20 protein-coding genes, 1 tRNA gene and 1 riboswitch are annotated in these 24,730 nt (G+C 41.9%); of the genes, 14 read left to right on the top strand and 7 right to left on the bottom strand.

Annotated features, from left to right (window positions below):
• Positions 1-148 precede the first annotated feature (148 nt).
• The 3 genes from BQ5364_RS16595 (at position 149) to BQ5364_RS16585 (ending at position 2,799) form a co-directional block, all read left to right on the top strand.
• Positions 149-985 (top strand): DUF2238 domain-containing protein, encoded by an 837-nt coding sequence (locus BQ5364_RS16595; RefSeq protein ID WP_022249827.1) that lies wholly within the window; start codon positions 149-151, stop codon positions 983-985.
• Positions 986-1,187: 202 nt separating this feature from the next.
• Complete coding sequence (locus BQ5364_RS16590) at positions 1,188-2,426, top strand: ammonium transporter (protein ID WP_004611475.1); 1,239 nt, start codon at positions 1,188-1,190, stop codon at positions 2,424-2,426.
• Between the two features lie 16 nt (positions 2,427-2,442).
• Complete coding sequence (locus tag BQ5364_RS16585; protein WP_083382982.1) at positions 2,443-2,799, top strand: P-II family nitrogen regulator; 357 nt, start codon at positions 2,443-2,445, stop codon at positions 2,797-2,799.
• A gap of 63 nt (positions 2,800-2,862) precedes the next feature.
• On the opposite strand, the gene BQ5364_RS16580 is transcribed toward BQ5364_RS16585, so the two are convergent.
• On the bottom strand, positions 2,863-3,744 hold the full coding sequence (locus tag BQ5364_RS16580; protein ID WP_044986685.1) for a LysR family transcriptional regulator: 882 nt from the start codon (positions 3,742-3,744) through the stop codon (positions 2,863-2,865).
• Positions 3,745-4,058: 314 nt separating this feature from the next.
• Here BQ5364_RS16580 and BQ5364_RS16575 point away from each other — a divergent pair, with 314 nt between their 5' ends.
• The 11 genes from BQ5364_RS16575 (at position 4,059) to BQ5364_RS16525 (ending at position 14,852) form a co-directional block, all read left to right on the top strand.
• Positions 4,059-5,144 carry an SLC13 family permease gene (locus BQ5364_RS16575; RefSeq protein WP_044986859.1) on the top strand — a complete coding sequence of 362 codons (1,086 nt, stop codon included), beginning with the start codon at positions 4,059-4,061 and terminating at the stop codon, positions 5,142-5,144.
• Positions 5,145-5,213: 69 nt separating this feature from the next.
• Positions 5,214-6,113: a L(+)-tartrate dehydratase subunit alpha gene (gene ttdA / locus BQ5364_RS16570; protein ID WP_044986688.1), complete on the top strand. Its 900-nt coding sequence runs from the start codon at positions 5,214-5,216 to the stop codon at positions 6,111-6,113.
• A complete protein-coding gene (gene ttdB, locus BQ5364_RS16565; RefSeq protein ID WP_004611480.1) occupies positions 6,113-6,739 on the top strand; it encodes a L(+)-tartrate dehydratase subunit beta in 627 nt (208 codons plus the stop codon). Before ttdA ends, ttdB begins: the two co-directional genes overlap by 1 nt.
• Positions 6,740-6,963: 224 nt before the next feature.
• Positions 6,964-7,034 (top strand) — tRNA-Cys (locus tag BQ5364_RS16560).
• 156 nt (positions 7,035-7,190) lie between these two features.
• Positions 7,191-7,287, top strand: a riboswitch (SAM riboswitch).
• Between the two features lie 116 nt (positions 7,288-7,403).
• Entirely contained in the window at positions 7,404-8,591 is a 1,188-nt protein-coding gene (gene metK, locus BQ5364_RS16555; protein WP_004611481.1) for a methionine adenosyltransferase, read from the top strand.
• 170 nt (positions 8,592-8,761) lie between these two features.
• Positions 8,762-10,252 (top strand): sensor histidine kinase, encoded by a 1,491-nt coding sequence (locus BQ5364_RS16550; RefSeq protein ID WP_071144673.1) that lies wholly within the window; start codon positions 8,762-8,764, stop codon positions 10,250-10,252.
• Entirely contained in the window at positions 10,245-10,934 is a 690-nt protein-coding gene (locus BQ5364_RS16545) for a response regulator transcription factor (RefSeq protein ID WP_004611483.1), read from the top strand. The genes BQ5364_RS16550 and BQ5364_RS16545 overlap by 8 nt, the downstream gene beginning before the upstream one ends.
• Positions 10,935-10,950: 16 nt before the next feature.
• On the top strand, positions 10,951-12,330 hold the full coding sequence (locus BQ5364_RS16540) for a TrkH family potassium uptake protein (protein ID WP_071144672.1): 1,380 nt from the start codon (positions 10,951-10,953) through the stop codon (positions 12,328-12,330).
• A 9-nt stretch (positions 12,331-12,339) separates the two neighbouring features.
• Positions 12,340-12,990, top strand: coding sequence for a potassium channel family protein (locus BQ5364_RS16535; protein ID WP_071144671.1), 651 nt, complete (start codon positions 12,340-12,342; stop codon positions 12,988-12,990).
• Between the two features lie 5 nt (positions 12,991-12,995).
• Positions 12,996-13,769, top strand: coding sequence for a TrmH family RNA methyltransferase (locus BQ5364_RS16530; RefSeq protein ID WP_071144670.1), 774 nt, complete (start codon positions 12,996-12,998; stop codon positions 13,767-13,769).
• A gap of 165 nt (positions 13,770-13,934) precedes the next feature.
• Positions 13,935-14,852, top strand: coding sequence for a cell wall hydrolase (locus BQ5364_RS16525; RefSeq protein WP_004611487.1), 918 nt, complete (start codon positions 13,935-13,937; stop codon positions 14,850-14,852).
• 72 nt (positions 14,853-14,924) lie between these two features.
• Here BQ5364_RS16525 and carB read toward each other — a convergent pair whose 3' ends face one another.
• From carB to asnB, 6 genes are all read right to left on the bottom strand, one after another.
• Positions 14,925-18,098 carry a carbamoyl-phosphate synthase large subunit gene (gene carB, locus BQ5364_RS16520; protein ID WP_071144669.1) on the bottom strand — a complete coding sequence of 1,058 codons (3,174 nt, stop codon included), beginning with the start codon at positions 18,096-18,098 and terminating at the stop codon, positions 14,925-14,927.
• On the bottom strand, positions 18,076-19,188 hold the full coding sequence (gene carA, locus BQ5364_RS16515; protein ID WP_071144668.1) for a glutamine-hydrolyzing carbamoyl-phosphate synthase small subunit: 1,113 nt from the start codon (positions 19,186-19,188) through the stop codon (positions 18,076-18,078). Before carA ends, carB begins: the two co-directional genes overlap by 23 nt.
• A complete protein-coding gene (purF, locus tag BQ5364_RS16510) occupies positions 19,185-20,615 on the bottom strand; it encodes an amidophosphoribosyltransferase (RefSeq protein WP_022250732.1) in 1,431 nt (476 codons plus the stop codon). The genes carA and purF overlap by 4 nt, the downstream gene beginning before the upstream one ends.
• Positions 20,612-22,225 carry a CTP synthase gene (locus BQ5364_RS16505; RefSeq protein WP_044986861.1) on the bottom strand — a complete coding sequence of 538 codons (1,614 nt, stop codon included), beginning with the start codon at positions 22,223-22,225 and terminating at the stop codon, positions 20,612-20,614. The genes purF and BQ5364_RS16505 overlap by 4 nt, the downstream gene beginning before the upstream one ends.
• 35 nt (positions 22,226-22,260) lie before the next feature.
• Positions 22,261-22,974 (bottom strand): phosphoribosylaminoimidazolesuccinocarboxamide synthase, encoded by a 714-nt coding sequence (purC, locus tag BQ5364_RS16500; protein ID WP_004611492.1) that lies wholly within the window; start codon positions 22,972-22,974, stop codon positions 22,261-22,263.
• Between the two features lie 159 nt (positions 22,975-23,133).
• Entirely contained in the window at positions 23,134-24,714 is a 1,581-nt protein-coding gene (gene asnB, locus BQ5364_RS16495) for an asparagine synthase B (RefSeq protein ID WP_071144667.1), read from the bottom strand.
• Between the last annotated feature and the right edge of the window lie 16 nt (positions 24,715-24,730).

Genomic DNA, 24,730 nt, shown 5'->3' with positions numbered 1-24,730 from the left:
ATTGTAAATAAATACATTTTTAATTAAGTATACGTTATACAAGGTTAATTGTCAACTATATATAAATAATGGTTAACAATTAAAAGGTTGAAGAATTGTAGAGAAAGAGGTAAGATAAGTAGGTAAAATGAAAGAAAGAGGACGAAAGATGAGACAAAAGTTGAGAATTCGCTGGAAAGCATTAAAGATGGAAATAAAAGAACATAAAAGTTCTTTTGTGGTGTATATGGTACTTCGAGCATTGGTAATCCTGGTGATGATTCTACAGATTTTAAACAGGAATTACGAAGATGTGTTTTACTGTGTATTGACTTTATTGCTGTTGATTGTTCCGAGCTTTCTCCAAGTAGAGTTAAAGATTGAACTTCCGACGACATTGGAGATTATTATTTTACTGTTTATATTTTCGGCAGAAATTTTGGGGGAGATCGGTGCATATTATACGCGCGTTCCCAATTGGGATACAATGCTTCATACTTTGAATGGATTTTTAGCAGCCGCAATTGGTTTTTCGTTAGTAGATATTCTTAATCGGGATGAGAGAGCAAAGTTCAATTTGTCACCGCTTTACATGGCAGTGGTAGCATTTTGTTTTTCAATGACAATTGGTGTGATGTGGGAATTTTTTGAGTGCGGTATGGATTTATTTTTCGGGATGGACACACAGAAGGATACGATTGTAAACAGTATCAATACAGTGATGCTTGATCCAACGGGCGGTAATCAAGTGATTCATATTGGAGATATTAACAGCGTGATAGTAAATGGAAAAGAGCTTGGACTTGGTGGTTATTTGGATATTGGGCTTTTGGATACAATGAAAGATCTATTTGTGAATTTTATTGGAGCGGTTGTATTTTCAATTATTGGATTTTTTTATGTGAAAAAGCGTGGAAAGGGAAGAATTGCAAACAAATTTATTCCGAAACCAAAGCAGGAAGAAGCAGATTTTTTGAAAATCGTAGAAGAATCAGAGGAAAGATAGTTAATATTGACTATTGTCTGTTAATTTAAAGTATGTTATACTTTATTCCAACAAAGGTGTTTAGAAGATTTCTAGACACTTTTTTTATTGTATAGATGTAACAGAAACTCCGTGCAAAGAGGCACACCTGCTTTGTCGGAGAGAATGTCTCCTTCAAAGAAGATGCCAGGAGCATGGAAAGGATTTTGAAGGAGGAGTGGTTATGAATACAGGAGACACAGCATTTGTTATGATTTCGACAGCATTGGTTTTCTTTATGACACCAGGTTTAGCATTTTTTTATGGCGGGTTAGTCAGACGTAAAAATGTAGGGAACACGATGATGGCATGTGTGGCTATTATGGGGATTTCGGTTGTCATGTGGGTTTTATTTGGGTATTCACTCGCATTTGGTGGAAATCATGCAGGTATAATCGGCGATTTTAGATGGTTTGCTTTTTCAGATATTGGTATGGAAACGGGCCCATATTCTGAAAAAATTCCGCATTTGGTGTTTGCGGCATTTCAGATGATGTTTGCGATGATTACGCCGGCATTGATTACGGGTGCACTTGTAGGGAGAATGAAATTTAAGGCGTTGTTTTTCTTTGTAATATTTTGGTCGGTTATTGTTTACTATCCGCTGGCACATATGGTGTGGGGTGAGGGCGGTTTGCTGGCTGAAATCGGTTCAGTAGATTTTGCCGGCGGAGACGTGGTCCATATAAGTTCCGGAATCAGTGCACTGGTTCTTGCTGTTTTAATTGGAAAACGAAGAGGATATGAACATACGACTTACCGGATTCACAATATTCCGTTTGTTGTCCTTGGGGCATCGATTTTATGGTTTGGATGGTTTGGATTCAATGCAGGAAGTGCACTCGGAGCAAATGGGCTGGCTGCACATGCATTTATGACATCTGCGGTATCTGCAGCGACCGCATTACTGTCCTGGATGTTGATTGATGTTCTGAAAGAAGGAAAACCAACACTGGTTGGAGCTTCTACCGGTCTTGTGGTTGGGCTTGTTGCAATTACACCGGGAGCCGGGTTTGTACCGATTTGGTCTTCATTTATTATTGGAGCACTCGTTAGTCCAATCTGTTATTTTGGAGTTGGCTTTATTAAAGAGCGGGTAAAAATAGATGATGCGCTTGATGCCTTTGGGTGTCATGGAATAGGAGGAATTTGGGGCGGACTTGCAACCGGAATTTTTGCAAAAAGTTCTATTAACAGCGTGGCCAAGTGGGATGGCTTAGTATTCGGTGATTTTCGTCTGTTCCGTGCACAGATAATAGGAATTTTGATTACAATTGTGATTGCAGTTTTGGGTACATTAATCTGTGCGGCAATTGTAAAAATTTTTACACCGCTTCGAGTAAGCGAAAAAGAGGAAAAAGTAGGATTAGATATTTCCCAGCATGGTGAAAATGCATATCCGTCTTTCAATGGATTGGATTAAGGAAGGAGAGCAGATTATGTTGATTAAAATAGAAGCAATCGTTCGGGAAGAAAAGCTTGAGGATGTAAAAGAAGCATTGAACGCTATTCAGGTAAACGGAATTACTGTGTCGCAGGTTATGGGCTGCGGTTCTCAGCGAGGATATAAAAGCGTTGTGCGTGGAATGGAGGTAGATGTTATGATGCTTCCCAAAATCAAATTTGAGATTGTAGTATCTTCTGAGGAATGGGAGAAAAAGACTATTGAGGCAATTCAGAAAGCGGCGTATACGGGAGAAGTGGGGGATGGAAAAATATTCAGCTATGAAATTCGAAGTGCGCTGAAGATCAGAACGAGAGAGACTGGATTTGACGCACTTCAGTCAGAAAATTAGTTTTGTAATTTGTTTTGCAGGTGGACAGTTTCATTGTAACAATTGACTTTAGAAGCAGAAGGTTTATTTTTGACTTTCCATAAATTCTTTTGTAAAAGCAATAAATTGTTCAGTGCGGCTGTTTAGATATTTGCCCTTTTGCCATACGAGACCGATTTCCTGTGAGATTGTAGGAGCGATTGGTATTCCCTTGACGTCGTTCATATTTTTGAAGAGCGAAGAGTAGAGAATAGCTCCTCCTAGATTCTCACGGACAAATGCCTGAATTGTATAGAGTTGGCTGGCATTTAAAATTACATGAGGCTTTACTTTGATTGTATCAAAAAGTGAAAGCAACGTATGGTTTTGAACGGAATCGGTATTGTACATGATTAGAGGCTCATCTTTTAACATTTCAATTGATATACTTTTTTCTTTCGCGAGAGGATGACTCTTGGAGATACAGAACATTAGCTTGTCAGAAAGAAGCTGACAAGAATTTAATTTATTAGTCTCATAAAAATTCAGATTGACGAGCGCCAGATCCAATACATCATCTAAAACCAGATTGGCGGCACGTACAGAGCCGTATTCAAAAAGCTCAACGGGGATATTTGGATATTTTTTATAAAAAGCAGTCAGCATATCAGGGAAAAAGACTGTACTCAAAAGAGGAGGAATGCCGATTCGGATGGGGGTAATCTGCTTTCCAAGGTCATAAAGCTCTGAGGTCGTCTCATGAATATTGTTAAGAAGTACACTTGCTTTTTGGTAAAATTCTTCCCCTTCTTTTGTCAAAACCATATGATTTTTTGTACGGCTAAACAAACTGATAGAAAATTCCTTTTCCAGTTCTCGAATTGCGTTTGAGATTGCAGGCTGTGTGACATAAAGCTTTTGTGCAGCTTGTGTAATACTGTGATAACGACAAACGGCAGAAAAGTATTCTAATTGAATGATTTTCATTGGTAGTGACCCCATTTCTTCTTAATTTTCTAAAATATTAAAAATTTTATTATAGTAATTATGTCTAAAATTCTTCTGGTTTTAATCCGTGATTATTTTGATTATATCATAATTTTTGTGAGAAATGCTCAAATATACAACATATCATAATTTTTTTAATGGAGGTATCATTTTAAGTAAATGTACAAGCATCTATACGACCTCTATAATAAAGCTATAGCAAACAGCGCTGTGATGTGAATAAAAAAAGGATTGGAGGAAAACAAAGGAGTCCGTCAACAATAACTCTTTTGTTTCTCTTGTTTGCGGTGATTATGTTTGTTATTGAAAAAATACCGCTTGGGGTAACATCAATGATCGTCTGTATCGGACTGACCATTACAGATGTACTGGATGTGCAGACCGCATTTGCAGGATTTACTGACAGTAATGTGATACTGTTCGTAGCGATGTTCATTGTAGGAGGAGCATTATTTGAAACAGGAATGGCAAATAAAATTGGGGGAATTGTAACCAGATTTGCAAAAACAGAACGTATGCTGATTGTAGCAATTATGGTAATTGTAGGTTTGATGAGTGGAGTACTTTCAAATACAGGTACTGCAGCGGTATTAATTCCGGTAGTTATAGGAATTGCAGCAAAATCAGGATACAAAAGATCAAAATTACTGATGCCGATTCTGATTGCAGGAATTTTATTTTATGCAACCATAGGATATAAATTACTTCCGGAATGTGATCCGAAAGAAGAGGAGGCGTTCGATACAAAAAGAGATTTTGATCAGGTACCTAAATGGAAGCAGTGGATGTCATTGATCATTCTGATACTGACTTTACTGGCTATGATCTTTGAAGAAAAGATAGGAATCAGTCTTTGTGTTTCAGGTGGAATCGGTGCTTTGCTTTTGATATTGACCGGTGTGATTTCAGAAAAAGATGCATTGAAATCTATTGACTTGAAAACAATTTTCTTGTTTGGAGGAACTTTATCTCTGGCAGCGGCACTTGAAAAGACCGGAGCGGGAGAGATGATCGCAGAAAAAGTAATTGGAGCACTTGGAAGCGATCCGTCTCCATATATTCTGACGCTGGTCGTATTTCTTCTGTGTTGTGTGATGACAAATTTTATGTCAAACACAGCGACGACAGCATTGATGGTTCCGATCTGTCTGTCGATTGCACAGAGAATCGAAGCAGATCCGAGAGCAGTATTGATGGCATGTGTAATCGGAGGTTCCTGTGCTTATGCAACTCCGATCGGAATGCCGGCAAATACTATGGTTGTGGGAGTCGGAGGTTACCGCTTTATGGATTTTGTAAAAGCAGGATTTCCATTGATTATCATAGCAACGGTTGTGAGTATGATTATCCTCACGATTGCATTTCCATTCTTTCCATAAAAGGATGATTATAATTGTGAAAATAAACAGCATCTGATATAGATGCAAAAAATCAGAGGAGGCAGAAACATGAGTAAGAAAGAACAAGTAGAGCAGCTTACGGATTATATGGCAAATTTTGTGTCATATATCGCAAAAGTGCTGCCGGATGATATTATTGCAAAGCTGGATGAACTGGCAGAAAAAGAGGACAGTCCGCTTTCAAAAGTCATTTACGAGACAATGAAGAAAAATCAGGTACTGGCAAAAGAATTGAACAGACCAAGCTGTCAGGATACGGGTGTATTGCAGTTTTGGGTAAAATGTGGAACAAATTTCCCGCTGATCGGGGAATTAGAGACACTTTTAAAAGAAGCTGTTATAAAATCGACAGTGGAAGCACCTCTTCGTCATAACAGCGTGGAAACATTTGACGAGTACAATACAGGCAAAAATGTTGGCAAAGGAACACCGACAGTATTCTGGGATATTATACCAAACAGTGATCGGTGCGAGATTTATACGTACATGGCAGGCGGAGGATGCACACTTCCGGGGAAAGCCATGGTGCTGATGCCGGGAGAGGGCTACGAAGGAGTTACGAAATTTGTAATGGATGTCATGACTTCTTATGGTCTGAATGCATGTCCTCCGCTTTTGGTCGGTGTCGGTGTGGCAACATCTGTTGAGACAGCAGCACTGCTTTCTAAAAAGGCATTGATGAGACCGCTGGGAAGTCATAATGAGAATGAGCGTGCGGCAGAGATGGAAAAGTTGCTTGAAGACGGAATCAATGCAATTGGACTCGGACCTCAGGGAATGGGCGGCAAGTATTCCGTAATGGGTGTACATATTGAAAACACAGCAAGACATCCATCTACAATCGGTGTCGCCGTGAATGTTGGCTGCTGGTCTCACAGACGTGGGCACATTATTTTTGACAAAGATCTCAATTACACGATCACAACACATTCGGGGGTGACTTTATAATGTTGGAAATCAAAGATGGAAAGAAAATTTTAACAACGCCGATATCTGCTGAGGATCTGGCAGATATCCATATCGGAGATATTATTTATCTGAACGGAAGTATGACAACCTGTCGTGATGTGGCACACAGACGGCTTGTTGAGGGAGGAAGAGAACTTCCTGTAAATGTAAAGGACGCTGCAATCTTTCATGCAGGACCGATTATCCGTCCTCTTGCGGATGACAAGTTCGAAATGGTGTCTGTTGGTCCGACAACCAGCATGCGTATGGAGAAATTCGAAAAAGAATTTGTGAAACAGACCAGTGTGAAAGTGATTATCGGAAAAGGAGGCATGGGTACAAACACGGAGTATGCATGTAAAAACTATAAGGCGATCCATTGTGTGTTCCCTGCCGGAAATGCAGTGGTAGCTGCTTCAGAGGTGGAAAAAATTATAGATGCACAATGGAGAGATCTGGGAATGCCGGAAACGTTATGGCACTGCCGTGTAAAAGAATTTGGTCCTCTGATTGTATCCATTGATACAGATGGACGAAATTTGTTTGAAGAAAATAAAGTTGTTTTCAATGAAAGAAAAGAGAAAGCAATTAAAGAAATTTGTAAGCATGTAAGCTTTATCAAGTAACATCAAAATAAAACCAAAATACTGCCAGAAATGACCATGTAGAGAGAAAGATTCGAATCTCTTTATATGGTCATTTTGAGGGTATTTGGTGCTGTATAGTACTAATTTTGTAATCTAATGAACAGAAATTTACTTTCTGATAAATAAAAAATATTGACTGAGAATAAATATTTTGTTATAATTTTTTTGTTATTAGAATACAATATATTAGAAAGAAAATATATGGCGCCATAGCCAAGTGGTAAGGCAAAGGTCTGCAACACCTCTATCACCAGTTCAAATCTGGTTGGCGCCTGTCAAAAAGTCTAGGAATTTCATATTTCTGAGGCTTTTTTTCTTTGGTATTAGTAATAAACTTTATCAAACAAATAGGTAAATAGAAAAAGTGCTTGACGGCAGTATTTAGAAGTGTTATTATCATCAACGGAACAAATTAAATAATGCGAACTTTCTCTTATTCAGAGTGGTGGAGGTAAAAGGATCTATGAAGCCACGGCAACCCCGGGAACGGAAGGTGCCAACCTGAGCGAGTAATCGAACAATAAGAGGATTGGTTTATGAGAATATAAAACAGTCCGATTTTGTCGGGCTGTTTTTAGTTAATTAGGGAAGAAGCAGGACAATCCTTAAAGAGAAAGAAAGAAATAAAGAAAGGAAAGAACGAATGGAAAGATTATTATTTACATCAGAATCAGTAACAGAAGGACATCCGGATAAGATTTGTGACCAGATTTCAGATGCGGTCTTAGACGCACTGTTAGAGCAGGATCCGATGAGCCGTGTAGCTTGTGAGACAGCAATTACAACAGGTCTTGTGTTGGTTATGGGAGAGATCACAACAAATGCATATGTGGATATTCAAAAATTAGTAAGAGAGACAATCGATGAGATTGGATACAACAGAGCAAAATACGGATTTGATGCGCATACATGTGGTGTGGTAACTGCAATTGACGAGCAGTCAGCTGATATTGCACTTGGTGTAGACAAGGCTTTGGAAGCAAAAGAAAATAAGATGTCAGATGAAGAAATTGAGGCAATCGGTGCCGGAGATCAAGGAATGATGTTTGGATATGCATCCAATGAGACAGAAGAATTTATGCCATATCCGATCGCATTGGCACACAAGCTTGCACTGAGACTTACAAAAGTGCGTAAAGATGGAACACTTCCTTATCTTCGCCCGGATGGAAAGACACAGGTAACAGTGGAATATGATGAAAATGGTGTTCCTGCCAGACTGGATGCAGTTGTGTTATCGACACAGCATGATCCGGAAGTGACACAGGAGCAGATTCATGCAGACGTGAAAAAATATATTTTTGACGAGATTTTACCTGCGGAAATGGTAGATGAGAATACAAAATTCTTTATCAATCCAACAGGACGTTTTGTAATCGGTGGACCAAATGGAGACAGCGGTGTCACAGGTCGTAAGATTATTGTTGACACATACGGCGGAATGGCTCGTCACGGTGGCGGAGCATTCTCTGGAAAAGACTGCACAAAAGTTGACCGTTCTGCGGCATATGCGGCACGTTATGTAGCAAAGAATATCGTTGCAGCAGGTTTGGCAGACAAGTGTGAAATTCAGCTGTCATACGCAATCGGTGTGGCTCAGCCGACATCAATTATGATTGATACATTTGGAACAGGAAAACTTTCAGAGGAAAAATTAGTAGATATCGTAAGAGAGAACTTTGATTTAAGACCGGCTGGCATTATCAAGATGTTAGACCTTCGTCGCCCGATTTACAAGCAGACAGCAGCTTACGGACATTTTGGACGTCATGATCTGGATTTACCTTGGGAAAAATTAGATAAAGTAGAAACCTTGAAAGCTTACTTGTAGAAAGATTTCAAAAAATAAGAAAAAGTCAGATGCAAATACTTAAAATGAGTGTGCATCTGATTTTTTTGTATAAATTTACAAAAAATTTATAAATATTTAGTGGTTCTTTGGTGTATTACATTTTGTCGCATGGTATAATACTACTAATTGTAGAAAAGGATGTGTGTTTATTGAAGTTAAAAACAAGATTGGTGATAGCATTTTTAATCATTATAGTATTGCCGATGGGATTGTCTCTTGCTGTCATTACTGGTTTCAGTCAGTATCAGATATCGATGATCGAGAAGAATTATAATATTACAGGAACGACATATAAGAGTTTTTCAAATCCGGTCAATATGTTAAATAAAGTCACGTCAGCGACATTTCACAAGTTAGTAAAAACGGCAAAGACAACGCCGGAGACATTGACAGATATCACATATTTGGAAAAAATCAACGAAGAACTGACGAAGAAAAACTCGTATTTGGTTGTAAGGCGAGATGACAAAGTGGTATATATAGGAGCAGAGGCAGAGACAGAGCTTTTACAAGAGCTTCCGGCGTATGGAGACTATGATTCATCTTCGGAGAGCGGCGTCTATCTTGGAGGTGACCTTCAGGTACTTGTAAAGCAGATTGATTTTGAGTATCAAGATGGGGCACAGGGAAGTGCTTTTATTGTGACGGATGTGAGTGATTCTGTGCCTGAAGTGAAACAGCTTATAACTGACATGGTGATTGCGGTTGTATTTATCTTGATGTTCACAGCATTGTTTTTGATTCTTTGGATTTATCGTGGAATTGTGATACCGCTTGGAAGAATGAAGATTGCCACGCAAAATATCAAGGATGGAAATTTAGATTTTGAGCTGGAGATTGAGGTAGATGACGAGATTGGACAACTTTGCCGTGATTTTGAAGAGATGAGAAAACGTCTGAAAGATACGGCGGAAGAAAAAGTAGAGTATGACAGGAAAAGTAAGGAACTTATCAGCAACATTTCCCATGATTTGAAGACTCCTATCACAGCGATTAAAGGTTATGTAGAAGGAATCATGGACGGTGTGGCAGATACGCCGGAGAAGATGGATCGCTATATTAAGACGATTTATAACAAGGCAAATGAGATGGATCTTTTGATCAATGAGCTGACGTTGTACTCGAAGATTGACTCTAACCGTATACCTTACAATTTCAGCACAGTTCTTGTAAATGATTATTTTGATGATTGTGCAGAAGATCTTGCCATGGAACTGGAGGCAAGGGGCATTGAGTTTGGCTATTTTAATTATGTGGAAAGTGATGTAAAGATCATTGCGGATGTGGAGCAGTTAAAGCGTGTCATTAATAATATTGTGTCCAATTCAGAAAAATATATGGATAAAGAACATGGAAAGATCAATCTTCGCGTGAAAGATGTGGGAGATTTCGTTCAGATTGAACTGGAAGATAACGGAAAAGGAATTGGGGCAAAAGAGCTGCCGCATATTTTTGACCGGTTTTATCGGACAGATGCATCTAGAAATTCCTCTAAGGGAGGAAGTGGAATCGGTCTTTCGATTGTGAAAAAAATTGTGGAAGAGCATGGCGGAAAAATCTGGGCTACGAGCAAGGAAGGCACCGGAACCGTAATGTACTTTGTTATTAGAAAATATCAGGAGGTACCAGTAAATGAGTAAAATATTGATTGTAGAAGATGAGGAGGCAATTGCTGACTTAGAAAAAGATTATTTAGAGTTGAGTGGTTTTGAAGTTGAGGTTGCAAATGATGGAGAGACAGGTTTAAAGAAAGCATTGGAAAATGATTATGATCTGTTTATTTTGGATTTGATGCTTCCGGGAGTAGATGGATTTGAGATCTGCAGACAGGTTCGAGATGAAAAAAATACGCCGATTATTATGGTTTCGGCAAAAAAGGATGACATTGACAAAATCCGAGGACTTGGTCTTGGAGCAGACGATTATATCACAAAGCCGTTTAGCCCTAGTGAGTTAGTTGCCCGTGTGAAGGCGCATATGGCACGTTATGACCGTTTGATTGGAAGCGCAGCAGAAGAAAACAAGGTGATCGAGATTCGTGGACTGAAGATTGATACGACAGCGAGACGTGTGTGGGTGAATGGTGAGGAGAAGCCTTTTACGACAAAAGAATTTGATCTGCTTACATTTTTGGCTTCACACCCAAATCATGTATATACAAAAGATGAATTATTCAGCGAGATATGGGATATGGAATCGATTGGAGACATTGCAACAGTTACAGTTCACATTAAAAAGATCCGTGAGAAGATAGAATTTGATACGTCGAAACCACAGTATATCGAGACTATATGGGGCGTTGGATACCGATTTAAAGTATAATTAAGAAGGGAACGCTATGGAATATTCATCGCTTAAAAAAATCAGGTTCAGCACGATACAGTTATTGGCAATGGGATTTATCGCGACCATTTTCCTTGGTGGGATTTTATTAACATTGCCGATTTCTAATACACAGCCGATTGGTTTTATAGATGCGCTTTTTACGGCAACAAGCGCAGTCTGTGTAACCGGACTTGTAACAGTTGTGCCGGCGGTACAGTTTACGGTATTTGGAAAAGTCATTCTTTTGATTTTGATTCAAATCGGTGGACTGGGTGTAATCGCGTGTGTGACTGGTTTTTTTATTATCTTAAAAAGAAAAATCACAGTGCGGGAGCGGGTGATTATTCAGGAGAGCTATAATCTGAATACACTGTCCGGAATTGTGGCGTTTGTACTAAAGATTATCAAAGGTACTTTTTTAGTAGAAGGAATCGGCGCGCTTCTTTTTGCAGTTGTGTTTGTACCTGAATTTGGAGCGCTGAAGGGGATTGCATATGCAATATTTCATTCTGTCTCGGCGTTTTGTAATGCAGGAATTGATATTTTAGGAGATGGAAGCTTTACGCAGTATGTTCGTAATCCGGTTATCAATCTGACGACAATGATGTTGATTATAGCCGGAGGAATCGGTTTTACAGTATGGAATGACCTGATTGGAAATTTTAAGAAAGTAAAAGCGAAAAAACTTGTGTGGAGTAAATTTTTTACCAGATTATCTCTTCATTCGAAGCTGGCGATTACGATGACGGTTTTGCTGATTATAACAGGAACCGTGTTTGTGTTTGCATTGGAATATGACAATGCAAAGACGATAGGGAATCTATCATTCGGAGAAAAGATCATGGCATCGGCATTCCATTCGGTATCCACGAGGACAGCGGGATTTGCAACGGTAAGTCAGGATGGATTGACGGCAGGAAGTAAGTTCTTGTCGTGTATTTTAATGTTCATTGGAGGATCTCCTGCAGGAACGGCCGGCGGTATCAAGACTACGACTGCGGCAATGCTCATTTTGACATGTATGACGGTTGTCTATGGGAGACGTGATACAGAGTGTTTTGGCAGAAGAATTCCGGTGGAGAATTTTAGGACGGGCTTTGCAGTGGTAATGCTTGCACTTCTGTTTCTGACGGCGGGTGTGACAATGCTTACGATATTTGAACCGGGGAAGGATTTCTTGGATCTGTTATATGAGGCAGTATCAGCAATTGGTACAGTGGGGCTTTCGGCAAATCTTACACCAAGTCTTGGATTTGGGAGTAAACTTGTGGTGATGAGTTTAATGTATGTGGGACGTATCGGTCCGATTACAATTGCATTGGTATTTGGGGGAAAGAAAAACCCGAAAGAGTTCACAAGAGAATTACCGGAAAAGAGAATCATGGTTGGATAGGAGCAGAATATGAGAAAACAATATGCAGTATTTGGTTTGGGAAATTTTGGGAAGCATCTTGCGCTCGGATTGGAAAATCTGGGATGTGAAGTGGTTGTGGTGGACAATTCCATGGAAAAAATTCAGGAAATCGCAGACAAGGTATCATATGCAATGTGCGCCAATATTGAGGATCCGGAAGTGATAAAATCACTGGGAGCAAGAAATTTGGATGGCGCAGTGATTGCAATCTCTGAAAATTTTGGAACAAGTATTATGGCTACGATCATGGCGAAGGAGATTGGAATACCATATGTACTTGCAAAAGCACAGAGCAGTCTTCATGCGACCGTATTAAAAAAAGTAGGGGCAGATGCTGTCGTCCATCCGGAAAAGGAGATGGGACGCCGTATTGCAAGAACGATGGTGTCAGGTAATTTTGCTGACTGGATAGAGCTGTCGCCGGATTACAGTCTGGTGGAAACAGAAATTCCGGATGAATGGATCGGGAAAAGGCTTGTTGATCTTCAAATTCGTGAAAAATACGGAATTAATGTAGTAGGAACTATTGAAAATGGTGTTGTAGATGTTACAATTAATCCACAGCGGCCGTTTAATAAGAATCTAATCGTGATATTGATCGGTTCGAATGAAGCATTACAAAAGTTGAAAAAGGAATAGGGAATATGATTACAAGTACAAGCAATCCGCAAGTAAAAAATTTATTGCAGTTACAAAAGAAAAGTAAGGTGAGAAATGAGGAACAGGTATTTATTGTAGAAGGACTTCGGATGTTCATGGAAGTACCGCAAGACCAAGTAAAAAAAGTATATGTTTCTGAATCGCTTTATAATAAGAAGAAAGAAGAATTACATTTGGAGAGATTCCCAGTGGAAGTGTTAGCGGACAAGGTATTTCAACATGTGTCTGACACAAAGACGCCGCAGGGGATATTATGTGTTGTAAAGCAGCGAAAATACGAGATAGAGGATCTGATTTCCAAGGAAAATCCGCACTTTATCGTGCTGGATAACCTACAGGATCCAGGGAATTTAGGGACGATTGTCAGGACAGCGGAAGGAGCCGGAGTGACGGCCGTTTTTATGAGCAGTGACTGTGTGGATATTTATAATCCGAAGACAATTCGCTCTACGATGGGATCGATTTATCGTGTGCCGTTTGTGTATGTGGATGATCTGTTGGCGCTTTTGGATAAATTTCAAAAGAAAAAGGTCACAACTTATGCGGCGCATCTTAAGGGAAAAAATACTTATGACAAGGAGAATTATCAGTCAGGGACAGCAGTTCTCATTGGAAATGAGGGAAATGGACTGAGAGATGAAGTGGCAGAAAAAGCGGATGTCTGGGTTCAGATTCCGATGCAGGGAAAAGTAGAATCGCTCAATGCGGCAATTGCCGCATCAATATTGATGTTTGAGGTTTATCGCCAAAGGCGATAAACCTTTTTTTCTTTTTAGGGGTTGACAGGTTGGCAAATAGATGTTAGGATATCACTTGTGTTTGAAAGATGTAACAAATACGTAACATTTGTAATAAAAATGAATTAAATACGTATACTATTGTAATAGTCAGTAAGGTTATTGCAACAAACCAGGAGGTAATTTATGAGACGAGAGAAAAAGAGAGTGATTATAAGCTTCGCGCTGACAGCTTGTATGGTGTTTACCACAGAGTTCGGCAGTTTGGCAGCTGATACACAATCTGATGCTCAGCCAATCGAAACAATAAATCACGAAACGACAATTTCACCATTAGCGGAGACATGGAATGAAATTCCAGAGACAGCAGCAGTTGCGGAGGCTACACAGGTGTGGCATGGAAAAGCGCTGGCAAATGTAGAGTCAGAAGCGGATGTGCTTGCGGAGGCAGTTGATGGCGGTGAAGTAGTCGGAAAGATGTATACAAATACAATCTTGACTGTGGAAGAAAGAGGAGATGTATGGTCAAAGGTTTCTTCAGGTTCGGTTGTAGGATATGTAAAAAATGAAATGCTTGCATTTGGGTCAGACGCAGTAGCAAGAGCAGCAGCGATTGATATGACAAATCCGCAGGATGCAAAGACGTTGGAAGAGATTGCTGCCGAGGAAGCAGCAAAGAAAGCGGCAGAGGAAGAAGCTGCCAGAAAGGCTGCAGAAGAAGCTGCAAGACAGTCAGGAAGCAGTGTAAGATATGATGAGGCAATGTCAGCGTCCGCAGACGACCAGACATTATTGGCAGCAATTATTTACTGTGAGGCAGGGAACCAGCCACACGATGGAAAAGTAGGGGTTGGGGCGGTTATTTTGAACCGTGTAAGAAGCGGGTCTTTCCCGAACTCAATCAGAGAGGTTATTTATCAGGCAGGACAGTTTGGTCCGGCAATCACAGGAAAGCTTGACAGAGTATTGGCAAGTGGCAATATCCCGGCAGAATGTTATCAGGCAGCAGCTGATGCACTTGCAGGATATAACCCAATTGGAGATGCATTATATTTCGGAAATGGAAATTATGGTCAGTTGATTGGAGATCACTATTTCCACTAGAGGGAGTATTTTTAAATAGAAAGACAGTGACCGAAGGGCTTTTATCACCTTTCGGTCACTGTCTTATTTATTCTAAATTGTCGAGATACCGATAGTTACTTCCTCCAGGACATCGAGCAGTACGCGCACGGTGTCAAGTGAGGTGAGCATGGTAATATTGTTTTCGGAGGCACATCGACGAATTGCAACACCATCTTCATAGTGGATACCGGAAAGGATGGCACGTGTACAGATGACGTAGCTGACATATCCGGCGCGAATAGAATCAAGTACTTCTTCGCTGCCCTCAGATGGCTTGCGCAGGATACGGGTTCGAATACCCTGCTCTTTCAAAAAGAGTGCGGTGCCAACAGTTGCTTCGATATTAAATCCCATATCGTAGAAACGCCTTACCAGTGGCAGTGCCTCCTCTTTATCTTCGTCGGCGAGTGTCACAACGACAGTACCGTAGTTTTGTACTTTGATTCCGGAAGCAATCATTGCCTTATACATTGCGCGGTGCAGTTTATTGTCGTATCCAATTGCCTCTCCGGTTGATTTCATCTCCGGTGACAGATAGGCATCCATACCGTGTAATTTTGAGAAAGAGAACGCAGGTGCTTTTACATAAAAACGTTCTTTCTCTTTTGGGTAGAGAGTATGAATACCTTGTTCCGGAAGACTTTTGCCAAGTATTGCAAGGGTCGCGATATCTGCAAGGCTGTATCCGGTTGCTTTCGATAAAAATGGTACCGTTCTGGAGGATCTTGGGTTCACTTCTATAATATAGACGTTTTCGAATTCATCGACAATAAACTGGATATTGAACAGTCCGATGATTCCGATGCCAAGTCCCAGTTTTTGTGTGTAGTCAAGAATCGTTTCTTTTACTTTCTCAGAAATACTGTGCGTTGGATAAATGCTGATAGAGTCTCCGGAATGGACTCCGGTACGTTCCACCAGCTCCATAATACCCGGTACAAACACATTTTTTCCATCGCAGACAGCATCTACTTCCACTTCTTTTCCGCGGATGTATTTATCTACAAGTACTGGTTTTTCCTCGTTGATCTCTACTGCAGTTTTTAAATAATTCCGAAGAGCCTCTTCTTTTGCGACAATCTGCATCGCTCTTCCTCCGAGTACAAAGCTTGGGCGCACAAGTACCGGATAACCAATCTCGTTTGCGGCTCTTACGCCGTCTTCGATACTTGTGACTGCCTGTCCCTTTGGCTGTGGAATATGTAAAGAGGCGAGGAGCTTTTCAAAGGAATCACGGTTTTCAGCACGCTCAATTGCATCGCAGTCAGTTCCGATAATATTTACCCCTCTTGCCCGGAGCGGCTCTGCAAGGTTGATCGCCGTCTGTCCGCCGAGGGTGGCGATCACGCCGTCTGGCTGTTCAAGCTCAATGATATTCATGACATCTTCCACGCAGAGTGGTTCAAAATAAAGCTTATCTGAGCAGGTGTAGTCAGTGGAGACGGTTTCAGGGTTATTGTTAATAATAATTGCCTCATAGCCGGCAGACTGAATCGTCTGAACAGCATGTACTGTGGAATAATCAAATTCTACACCTTGTCCGATACGAACCGGACCGGAGCCAAGTACGATGATCTTGTGCTTGTCTGATACAATGGACTCGTTTTCCTCTTCGTAGGTAGAGTAAAAATAAGGAATATAACTGTCAAATTCAGAGGCACAGCTGTCAATCATTTTATAGACAGGAAGGATGCCGTGCTGCTTTCTGATATGAAAGATATCCTTCTCGTCCATTTGCCAAAGCAGACCAATCTCTTTATCAGAAAATCCGGTTTGTTTTGCCATTTTCAAAAACTTGCTGTCGCCAGGATGTTCCTGAAGAAGCTGCTCCATCTGAACGATATGAGAAAGCTTTTGAAGAAAGAACGCATCAATGGCAGAAACAGAGTGAATGCGGTCAGTATCACAGCCAAGGCGAAGCAGTTGGGCGATGGCATAGATACGGTCATCAGTGCCAATCTGAATATAATCGAGCAATTGCGTTTCCGTCATATCATCGAATTTTGCGTCATACAGGTGAAAAAGTCCGATCTCAAGCGAACGAACAGCTTTCAGAAGGCTTTCTTCTACAGTTCTTCCGATGCTCATGACTTCGCCGGTTGCTTTCATCTGGGTAGAGAGTGAGTTGTCTGCATCGGCAAATTTGTCAAATGGAAAACGTGGCATTTTTGTCACGACATAGTCTAAAGCAGGCTCAAAAGAAGCCGGTGTGTTTGCAAGCGGTATCTCATCTAATGTCATGCCAATACCGATTTTAGCCGAAACGCGGGCAATTGGGTATCCACTCGCTTTTGAGGCAAGCGCAGAGGAACGGGATACACGTGGATTTACTTCAATCAAATAGTATTGGAAAGAATGTGGATCCAGTGCAAATTGTACGTTGCATCCGCCCTCGATGCCAAGCGCCCGAATAATTTTTAAGGCGCTGTAGCGCAGCATTTGGTATTCTTTGTTCGTAAGTGTCTGCGAAGGGCAGACTACAATAGAGTCACCGGTATGGATACCAACCGGGTCTAGATTTTCCATGTTACAGATTGTGATGGCAGTGTCATTGCTGTCGCGCATCACTTCATATTCAATCTCTTTATACCCTTTGATACTTTTTTCGATAAGAACTTGATGAACCGGCGATAGAGATAAGGCATTTTTCATCAGTGCCACGAGTTCCTCCTCGTTATCTGCAAAACCGCCGCCGGTACCGCCAAGTGTGAAGGCAGGGCGAAGAACAAGGGGGTATCCGATTTTTTCTGCTACCTTCAATCCCTCCTCGATAGAACTTGCAATGTCGGATGGAAGTACGGGCTCTCCGAGTTCTTCACAGAGCTCTTTGAAGAGCTCCCTGTCTTCGGCACGTTCGATACTGCTGATCTTTGTTCCAAGAAGTTCTGTGCGACATTCCGCCAGAATTCCCTTTTTTTCAAGCTGCATGGCAAGGTTGAGTCCGGTCTGCCCTCCAATACCAGGCAAGATGGCGTCTGGGCGTTCGTAGCGAACGATTTTTGCCACATATTCCAGTGTGAGAGGTTCCATGTAAACCTTATCGGCGATGGAAGTATCTGTCATAATTGTGGCAGGATTGGAATTGCAGAGAACAACCTCGTATCCTTCTTCTTTGAGAGCGAGGCATGCCTGTGTTCCTGCGTAGTCAAACTCCGCCGCCTGACCGATGACAATCGGACCGGAACCAATGACAAGTATTTTTTTAAGATCTGTTCTTTTCGGCATGTTGGCATCCCTCCTTGATAAGTGTGATAAATTGATCAAACAAATAGGTGCTGTCCTGTGGACCAGGAGCACTTTCCGGATGATATTGAACGCTGAATACACGATCTCTTTCGCATACTACACCTTCTACTGTCTGGTCGAGCAGATTGATGTGTGTCACAGAAAGCGGTGTCTCTAAGAGACTGTCTGCATCAACCGCATAGGAGTGATTCTGCGATGTAATCTCAATTTTATTCGTTTTTAAATTTTTTACCGGATGATTCCCGCCGCGATGTCCAAACTTTAATTTATAAGTTTTGGCACCATAGGCAAGTGAAATAATCTGATGTCCGAGGCAGATTCCGAAAATCGGATATTTACCGATTAATTTTTTTATAGCTGTAATCGTCTGTGGTACGTCGGTTGGATCCCCGGGTCCATTAGAGATAAAGATGCCGTCAGGAGAGAGCGTTTCAATCACTTCTGCAGGCGTGTTCCACGGAACGCATGTCACTTTGCAGCCACGTGCATTGAGAGAACGAATGATATTCATTTTGATACCACAGTCGATTGCAACAATATGGAACTTTTCGGTATCTGCTGGATAGACCAGCGTTTGCTGACAGCTTACGCGAGCGACTGAATCATGTGCAAGCGCTGTAGCGGCTAAGATGTTCAGCCCTTTCTCAACAGGTGTTTTTACGTCTGTCAACAGAACCTTTTGCGAGCCGTGATCGCGTATAGAGCGGGTCAGTCTGCGGGTGTCGATACCGTAAATACCGGGGATCTTATAGGTGCTCATAACTTTCCCAAGTGTTGATTCACTTCGAAAGTTAGAGGGAACGTCGTTATATTCTCTTACAATGAGAGCACCGATGGTCGGTGTGATGGTCTCATAATCATCTTCTGCCATTCCGTAATTTCCTATCAGTGGATAAGTCATTACGACAGCCTGTCCGGTGTAGGACGGATCAGACAGGATTTCCTGATAGCCGACCATTGAGGTGTTGAAGACAATTTCACACACGCTGTCGGCAGTGTCGCCAAAGGCATATCCATAATATTCCTGTCCGTCCTCTAAAATTAGTTTTCTGTTATATTTCATGATCATTTTGAGGACTCCTTTATATCTGATAAACGTTTTTCAAAACGGTCTTTTCGTGTGTCATCTGGGATGGCGGTAGGATAACAGCCGTCAAAGCAGGCGCTGCAAAAGCTGCAGTGAGACGTAAGCTCTCTAAGTTTTTCTAATGGAAAATATCCAAGAGAGTCTGCACCGATAATCTCAGCAATCTCGGAAACCGTATGTTTGCAGGCAATCAGATGATCTTCTGAATCAATATCTGTGCCATAATAACAAGGATGTAAAAACATCGGAGAAGAAATACGGATGTGTACTTCCTTTGCACCTGCATTGCGCAACAGTTGGACAACACGCCCGATTGTGTTTCCGCGGACAATGGAATCGTCAATTAGCACGACACGCTTCCCGCGGATACTTTCCTCCACGGCAGAGAGTTTGATTTTTACACTGTCAAGCCTTGCTCCCTGTCCGGGAGAGATGAAAGTTCTGCCGATGTATTTGTTTTTAATCAGACCGATACCGTATGGAATTTTAGATTCCTGACTAAATCCAAGGGCGGCATCCAGTCCGGAATCAGGCGCACCAATGACGATGTCTGCGTCGATTGGGTGTGTCTGTGCCAAAATTTTTCCGGCAAGTACACGGGAAGCATGAACGGAAATACCGTCAATGACCGAATCCGGGCGTGCAAAATAAATGTATTCAAAAATACAGAGCCGTTTTTCTTTTTGATTACAATGTTCTTTGCGGGAAACTACACCATGTTTGGAAAAGACTAAGATTTCACCCGGTTCCACATCCCGAATGACTTCTCCGCCCACTGCTTTGATCGCGCAGGATTCAGAAGCGACGATATATGTGCCGTCAGGAGTCTGCCCATAGCAGAGCGGTCGAAAACCATAAGGATCTCTTGCACAGATTAATTTTTGTGGTGACATCAGTACGAGAGAGTAGGCTCCGTCCAACGTATTCATCGCGCGGCTGAGTGCATCTTCGATGGAAGGTGCATTCAGCCGTTCGCGGGTGACGATGTAGGCGATTGTTTCCGTATCGCTCGTAGTGTGGAAAATGGCACCGGATAATTCCAGTTCATTTCTGAGTTTGGCGGCATTTGACAGATTACCGTTGTGCGCAAGCGCCATCCGTCCTTTCTGGTGGTTGACTTCAATCGGCTGACAGTTATTTCGGTTTGTTCCGCCGGTTGTGCCATAGCGGACATGACCGACCGCCATGGTGCCGGATGGGAGCGATGACAGGATATCATTTGAAAAAACATCGCCGACCAGCCCCAGGTCTTTGTGGGAGACAAATACGCCGTCATCGTTCACAACGATTCCACAGCTTTCTTGTCCCCTGTGTTGCAGGGCGTATAGCCCGTAATAAGAAATATTAGCGACGTCTACAGGTTTTGGTGAGATGACGCCGAATACCCCGCATTCTTCGTGTATACTCATAAATTACCTCCGCTTTGATGTGAGAGAGCTGCCTGAATAAATCCTTTGAAGAGAGGATGTGGTCTGTTCGGGCGGCTTTTGAATTCCGGGTGATATTGAACACCGACATGGAATGGTCGGTCAGTAATTTCAACGGTCTCAACAAGTCTTCCATCAGGCGAAGTACCGCTGACTGTCAGACCGGAAAGAGTGATCTGTTCTCGATAGTCATTGTTAAATTCATAGCGGTGTCTATGACGTTCGCTGATTGTGTCAACACCGTAGCAGCGATGCATAGTTGTTCCTGCCTGGATGTTACATGGATAAGCGCCAAGCCTTAATGTGCCGCCTTTGTCGATGTTGTCATTTTGTCCGGGCATGAAGTTGATCACTTTATGCTTACACTGCTCGTCAAATTCACCGGAATTTGCATCTTTGATTCCGACAACATTTCTTGCATATTCGATTACGGCGATCTGCATTCCGAGGCAGATTCCAAAGTATGGAATCTGGTGTTCTCTCGCGTATTTTGCAGCCAAGATCATGCCCTCAATTCCACGGTTACCAAAGCCCCCCGGAATGAGAATACCGTCCAGAGCAGAGAGAGTTTCTTCTATATTAAAATCTGCCAGATCTTCTGAGTCAATCCAGCGAATCTTTATGGCTGTATTATGAAAATATCCGGCATGTCGAAGCGCTTCTGCTACAGAAAGGTAGGCATCGTGCAGTCCCACATATTTTCCGACAAGACCGATTGTGACATTGCCGGTATGATTTTTGATATGTTCTACCATTTCTGTCCATTCGCTGAGATTAGGCTCTTGTGTCTCGATACCAAGTTCACGGCAGACAACAGATGAGAAATTTGCTTTTTCCAGCATAAGTGGAGCTTCGTAGAGATTCGGAAGTGTAATGTTTTCGATGACACAGTCCGGCTTTACGTTGCAGAATAAAGATATTTTCTGGAAAATGGATTCTTCTAAAGGTTCGTCACAGCGTAGGACGACAATGTTTGGATTGATTCCCATTCCCCGCAGTTCTTTTACGGAATGCTGAGTTGGTTTTGACTTATGTTCATCTGAGCCACGGAGGAAAGGTACGAGTGTGACATGAATGAACAAACTGTTCTTACTGCCAACTTCCAAAGAAATCTGACGTACTGCTTCCAAAAAAGGCTGGGATTCAATATCGCCAATTGTGCCGCCAATCTCAGTAATCACCACATCGGCATTGGTTTTCTTCCCAACACTGTAAACAAATTCTTTGATTTCGTTTGTAATATGAGGAATGACCTGTACTGTAGAGCCTAAGTATTCGCCACGGCGTTCTTTATTCAGCACATTCCAGTAAACCTTACCGGTAGTAAGGTTCGAATATTTATTCAGATCTTCGTCGATAAAGCGTTCATAATGTCCAAGGTCAAGATCTGTCTCGGCGCCGTCTTCTGTAACGTAGACTTCGCCGTGCTGATAAGGGCTCATTGTGCCCGGATCGACATTGATGTAGGGATCAAGTTTCTGAGCCGCAACTTTAAGTCCTCTTGCCTTCAGAAGGCGACCGAGCGATGCGGCGGTGATGCCTTTTCCGAGACCGGACACAACACCTCCTGTTACAAATATATATTTCGTCATAATATCCTCCGTCATAATATCCTCCGTTAAATAGCTTAGATATGTTCGTTTAATCGTTTCATAATTTCCTGATAAGCGTCTTCCACACCGCCAAGGTCGCGACGGAATCTGTCTTTATCAAGTTTTTCTCCTGTTTTAGAATCCCAAAGACGACATGTATCCGGACTGATTTCATCGGCAAGCACAATTGTACCGTCGGAAAGTCTTCCGAATTCCAGCTTAAAGTCGACGAGTGTGACACCACATTCTTTCCAGAAAGCTTTTAACTGTTCATTGACACCAAAAGCATATTTTTCAATTGTTTCGATTTCTTCTTTGGTTGCAAGTTTCATTGCGAGTGCGTGATATGTATTTAGCAGTGGGTCGCCGAGATCGTCATTTTTATATGAAAATTCGATGGTAGGTGATTCGAAGACAAGCCCTTCTTCTACACCATAGCGTTTAGAAAATGAGCCTGCAGCAATGTTTCTTATGATTACTTCCAGGGGAACAATAGAGACTTTTTTGACAAGAGTTTCGCGGTCGTTGATTTCTTCAATGAAATGAGTTGGGATTCCCGCTTTTTCGAGACGCTGCATGAGTAAGTTACTCATTTTGTTGTTGATAACTCCTTTGCCGACAATGGTTCCTTTTTTGAGACCGTTAAATGCAGTCGCGTCATCTTTGTAAGAGACGATCAAAACCTCTGGCTCCTCTGTTTTAAACACTTTCTTTGCTTTTCCTTCGTAAAGTTGTTCTGCTTTTTGCATGACTTATGTACCTCCATTTTCATTACTGTTTGCAATAAAAAAGGCAATGATGCCTTAATGTGTAAACATTAAAGACGCCATTGCCTTTCCAGCCGATATGATACTCTTTTTTCGGATTATTGTCAACTAGTCTTTGAAAGGTTTTATAATTATTTTGGCTTATTTTCCGCTGTCCCCGTAGTTTGCAAGAACTCTGGCAGAAGGGTCATTCACATCACAGCCTTCCCAGTCGCGGTTTGGCATCCAAAAGCCGGAGATCATTTCGCCCTGACCCGGGTAGTATTTTTCGAAAATTTCACGATAGAGAAGAGATTCTTTGGTGAAAGGGCGAGCGTGCGTATATTTTTTGCATCCGGCTTCAAATGCTTCTTCTGTATAATGCTGTTCGGCGTACTCTTTCAGATAGTCGACCATGGAATGACCTACAGCATCTGAGAATGCTGCTTTTTCACGCCACAGAATTTCTTCTGGGAGATAGTCGCCTGTTTCAAATGCCTTGCGAAGCAGGTATTTTCCTTTTCCGTAGACATTTTGTTTGATCGATGGATCCAATGCCATGACATATTTCACAAAATCAAGATCTCCGAAAGGAACTCGCGCTTCCAGTGAGTTTACGGAAATGCAGCGATCGGCGCGCAGTACGTCATACATATGAAGTTCACGGATACGTTTTTGGGATTCTGCCTGAAAAGCTTCCGCTGATGGGGCAAAGTCCGTATATTTGTATCCGAATAATTCATCTGATATTTCTCCTGTGAGCAGAACACGGATATCGGTCTGCTCGTGAATTGCCTTGCACAGGAGGTACATGCCCATGCTGGCGCGAATTGTCGTGATATCAAATGTTCCGAGTATCCGAATCACTGTCTCTAAAGAAGAAAGTACATCGTCTGGTGTCATATAAATTTCTGTGTGGTCACTGCCAATATAGTCGGCGACTTGTTTCGCATATTTTAAGTCGATGGCATCTTCGCTCATGCCGATAGCGAAGGTCTTGATTGGCGAAGCGCTTTCCCTTGCTGCGATGGCGCATACAAGTGACGAATCGAGCCCGCCGGAAAGAAGAAATCCGACCTTGGCATCTGCGACAAGCCGCTTTTTAACACCGGCAACGAGTTTGTCATGAATCTGTCCGTATACGGTTTCCAAATCATCGTGACAGATGGTATCCGATGAGGCAATGTCACAGTAGCAGATAAATTCCCCGTTCTTATAATAATGTCCGGGTGGAAACGGCATGATCGCTTCGGCGAGCCCGACAAGGTTTTTTGGTTCACTTGCGAGCAGGAGTGTCCCGGCTTCATCAAAACCATAATAAAGCGGTCTGATGCCGACAGGATCTCTTGCTGCAATATATTCGCCGGTTTCGCCGTCGTATATGATACAGGCAAATTCGGCATCTAACATTGCAAACATATCCGTTTTGTACTCGCGGTACAAGGGAAGTAATATCTCACAGTCGGACTCGCTTTGAAAAGTATATTTTTCGGAAAGCTGTTCTTTGAATTGTTCAAACCCATATATTTCTCCGTTGCATACAACAAAGCTTCCATCCAGCTCAAACGGCTGCATGCCGGAAGGGGAAAGCCCCATAATGGCAAGTCTGTGAAATCCAAGAAAACCATTTCCGGTATCTATGATACGGCTTTCGTCCGGACCTCTTGTAATCGTCCGGTCAAAACCTTTTTTAAAAATATTAAGATCGGCATTACTGCCACAATAACCCATAATAGAACACATAAAGTAACCTCCGTCT

The sequence above is a fragment of the Coprococcus phoceensis genome (assembly GCF_900104635.1).
Taxonomy (GTDB): Bacteria; Bacillota; Clostridia; order Lachnospirales; family Lachnospiraceae; genus Faecalimonas; species Faecalimonas phoceensis.
Note: the sequence above shows the minus strand (reverse complement) of the source record. Positions and strands in the feature narration are given on the sequence as shown.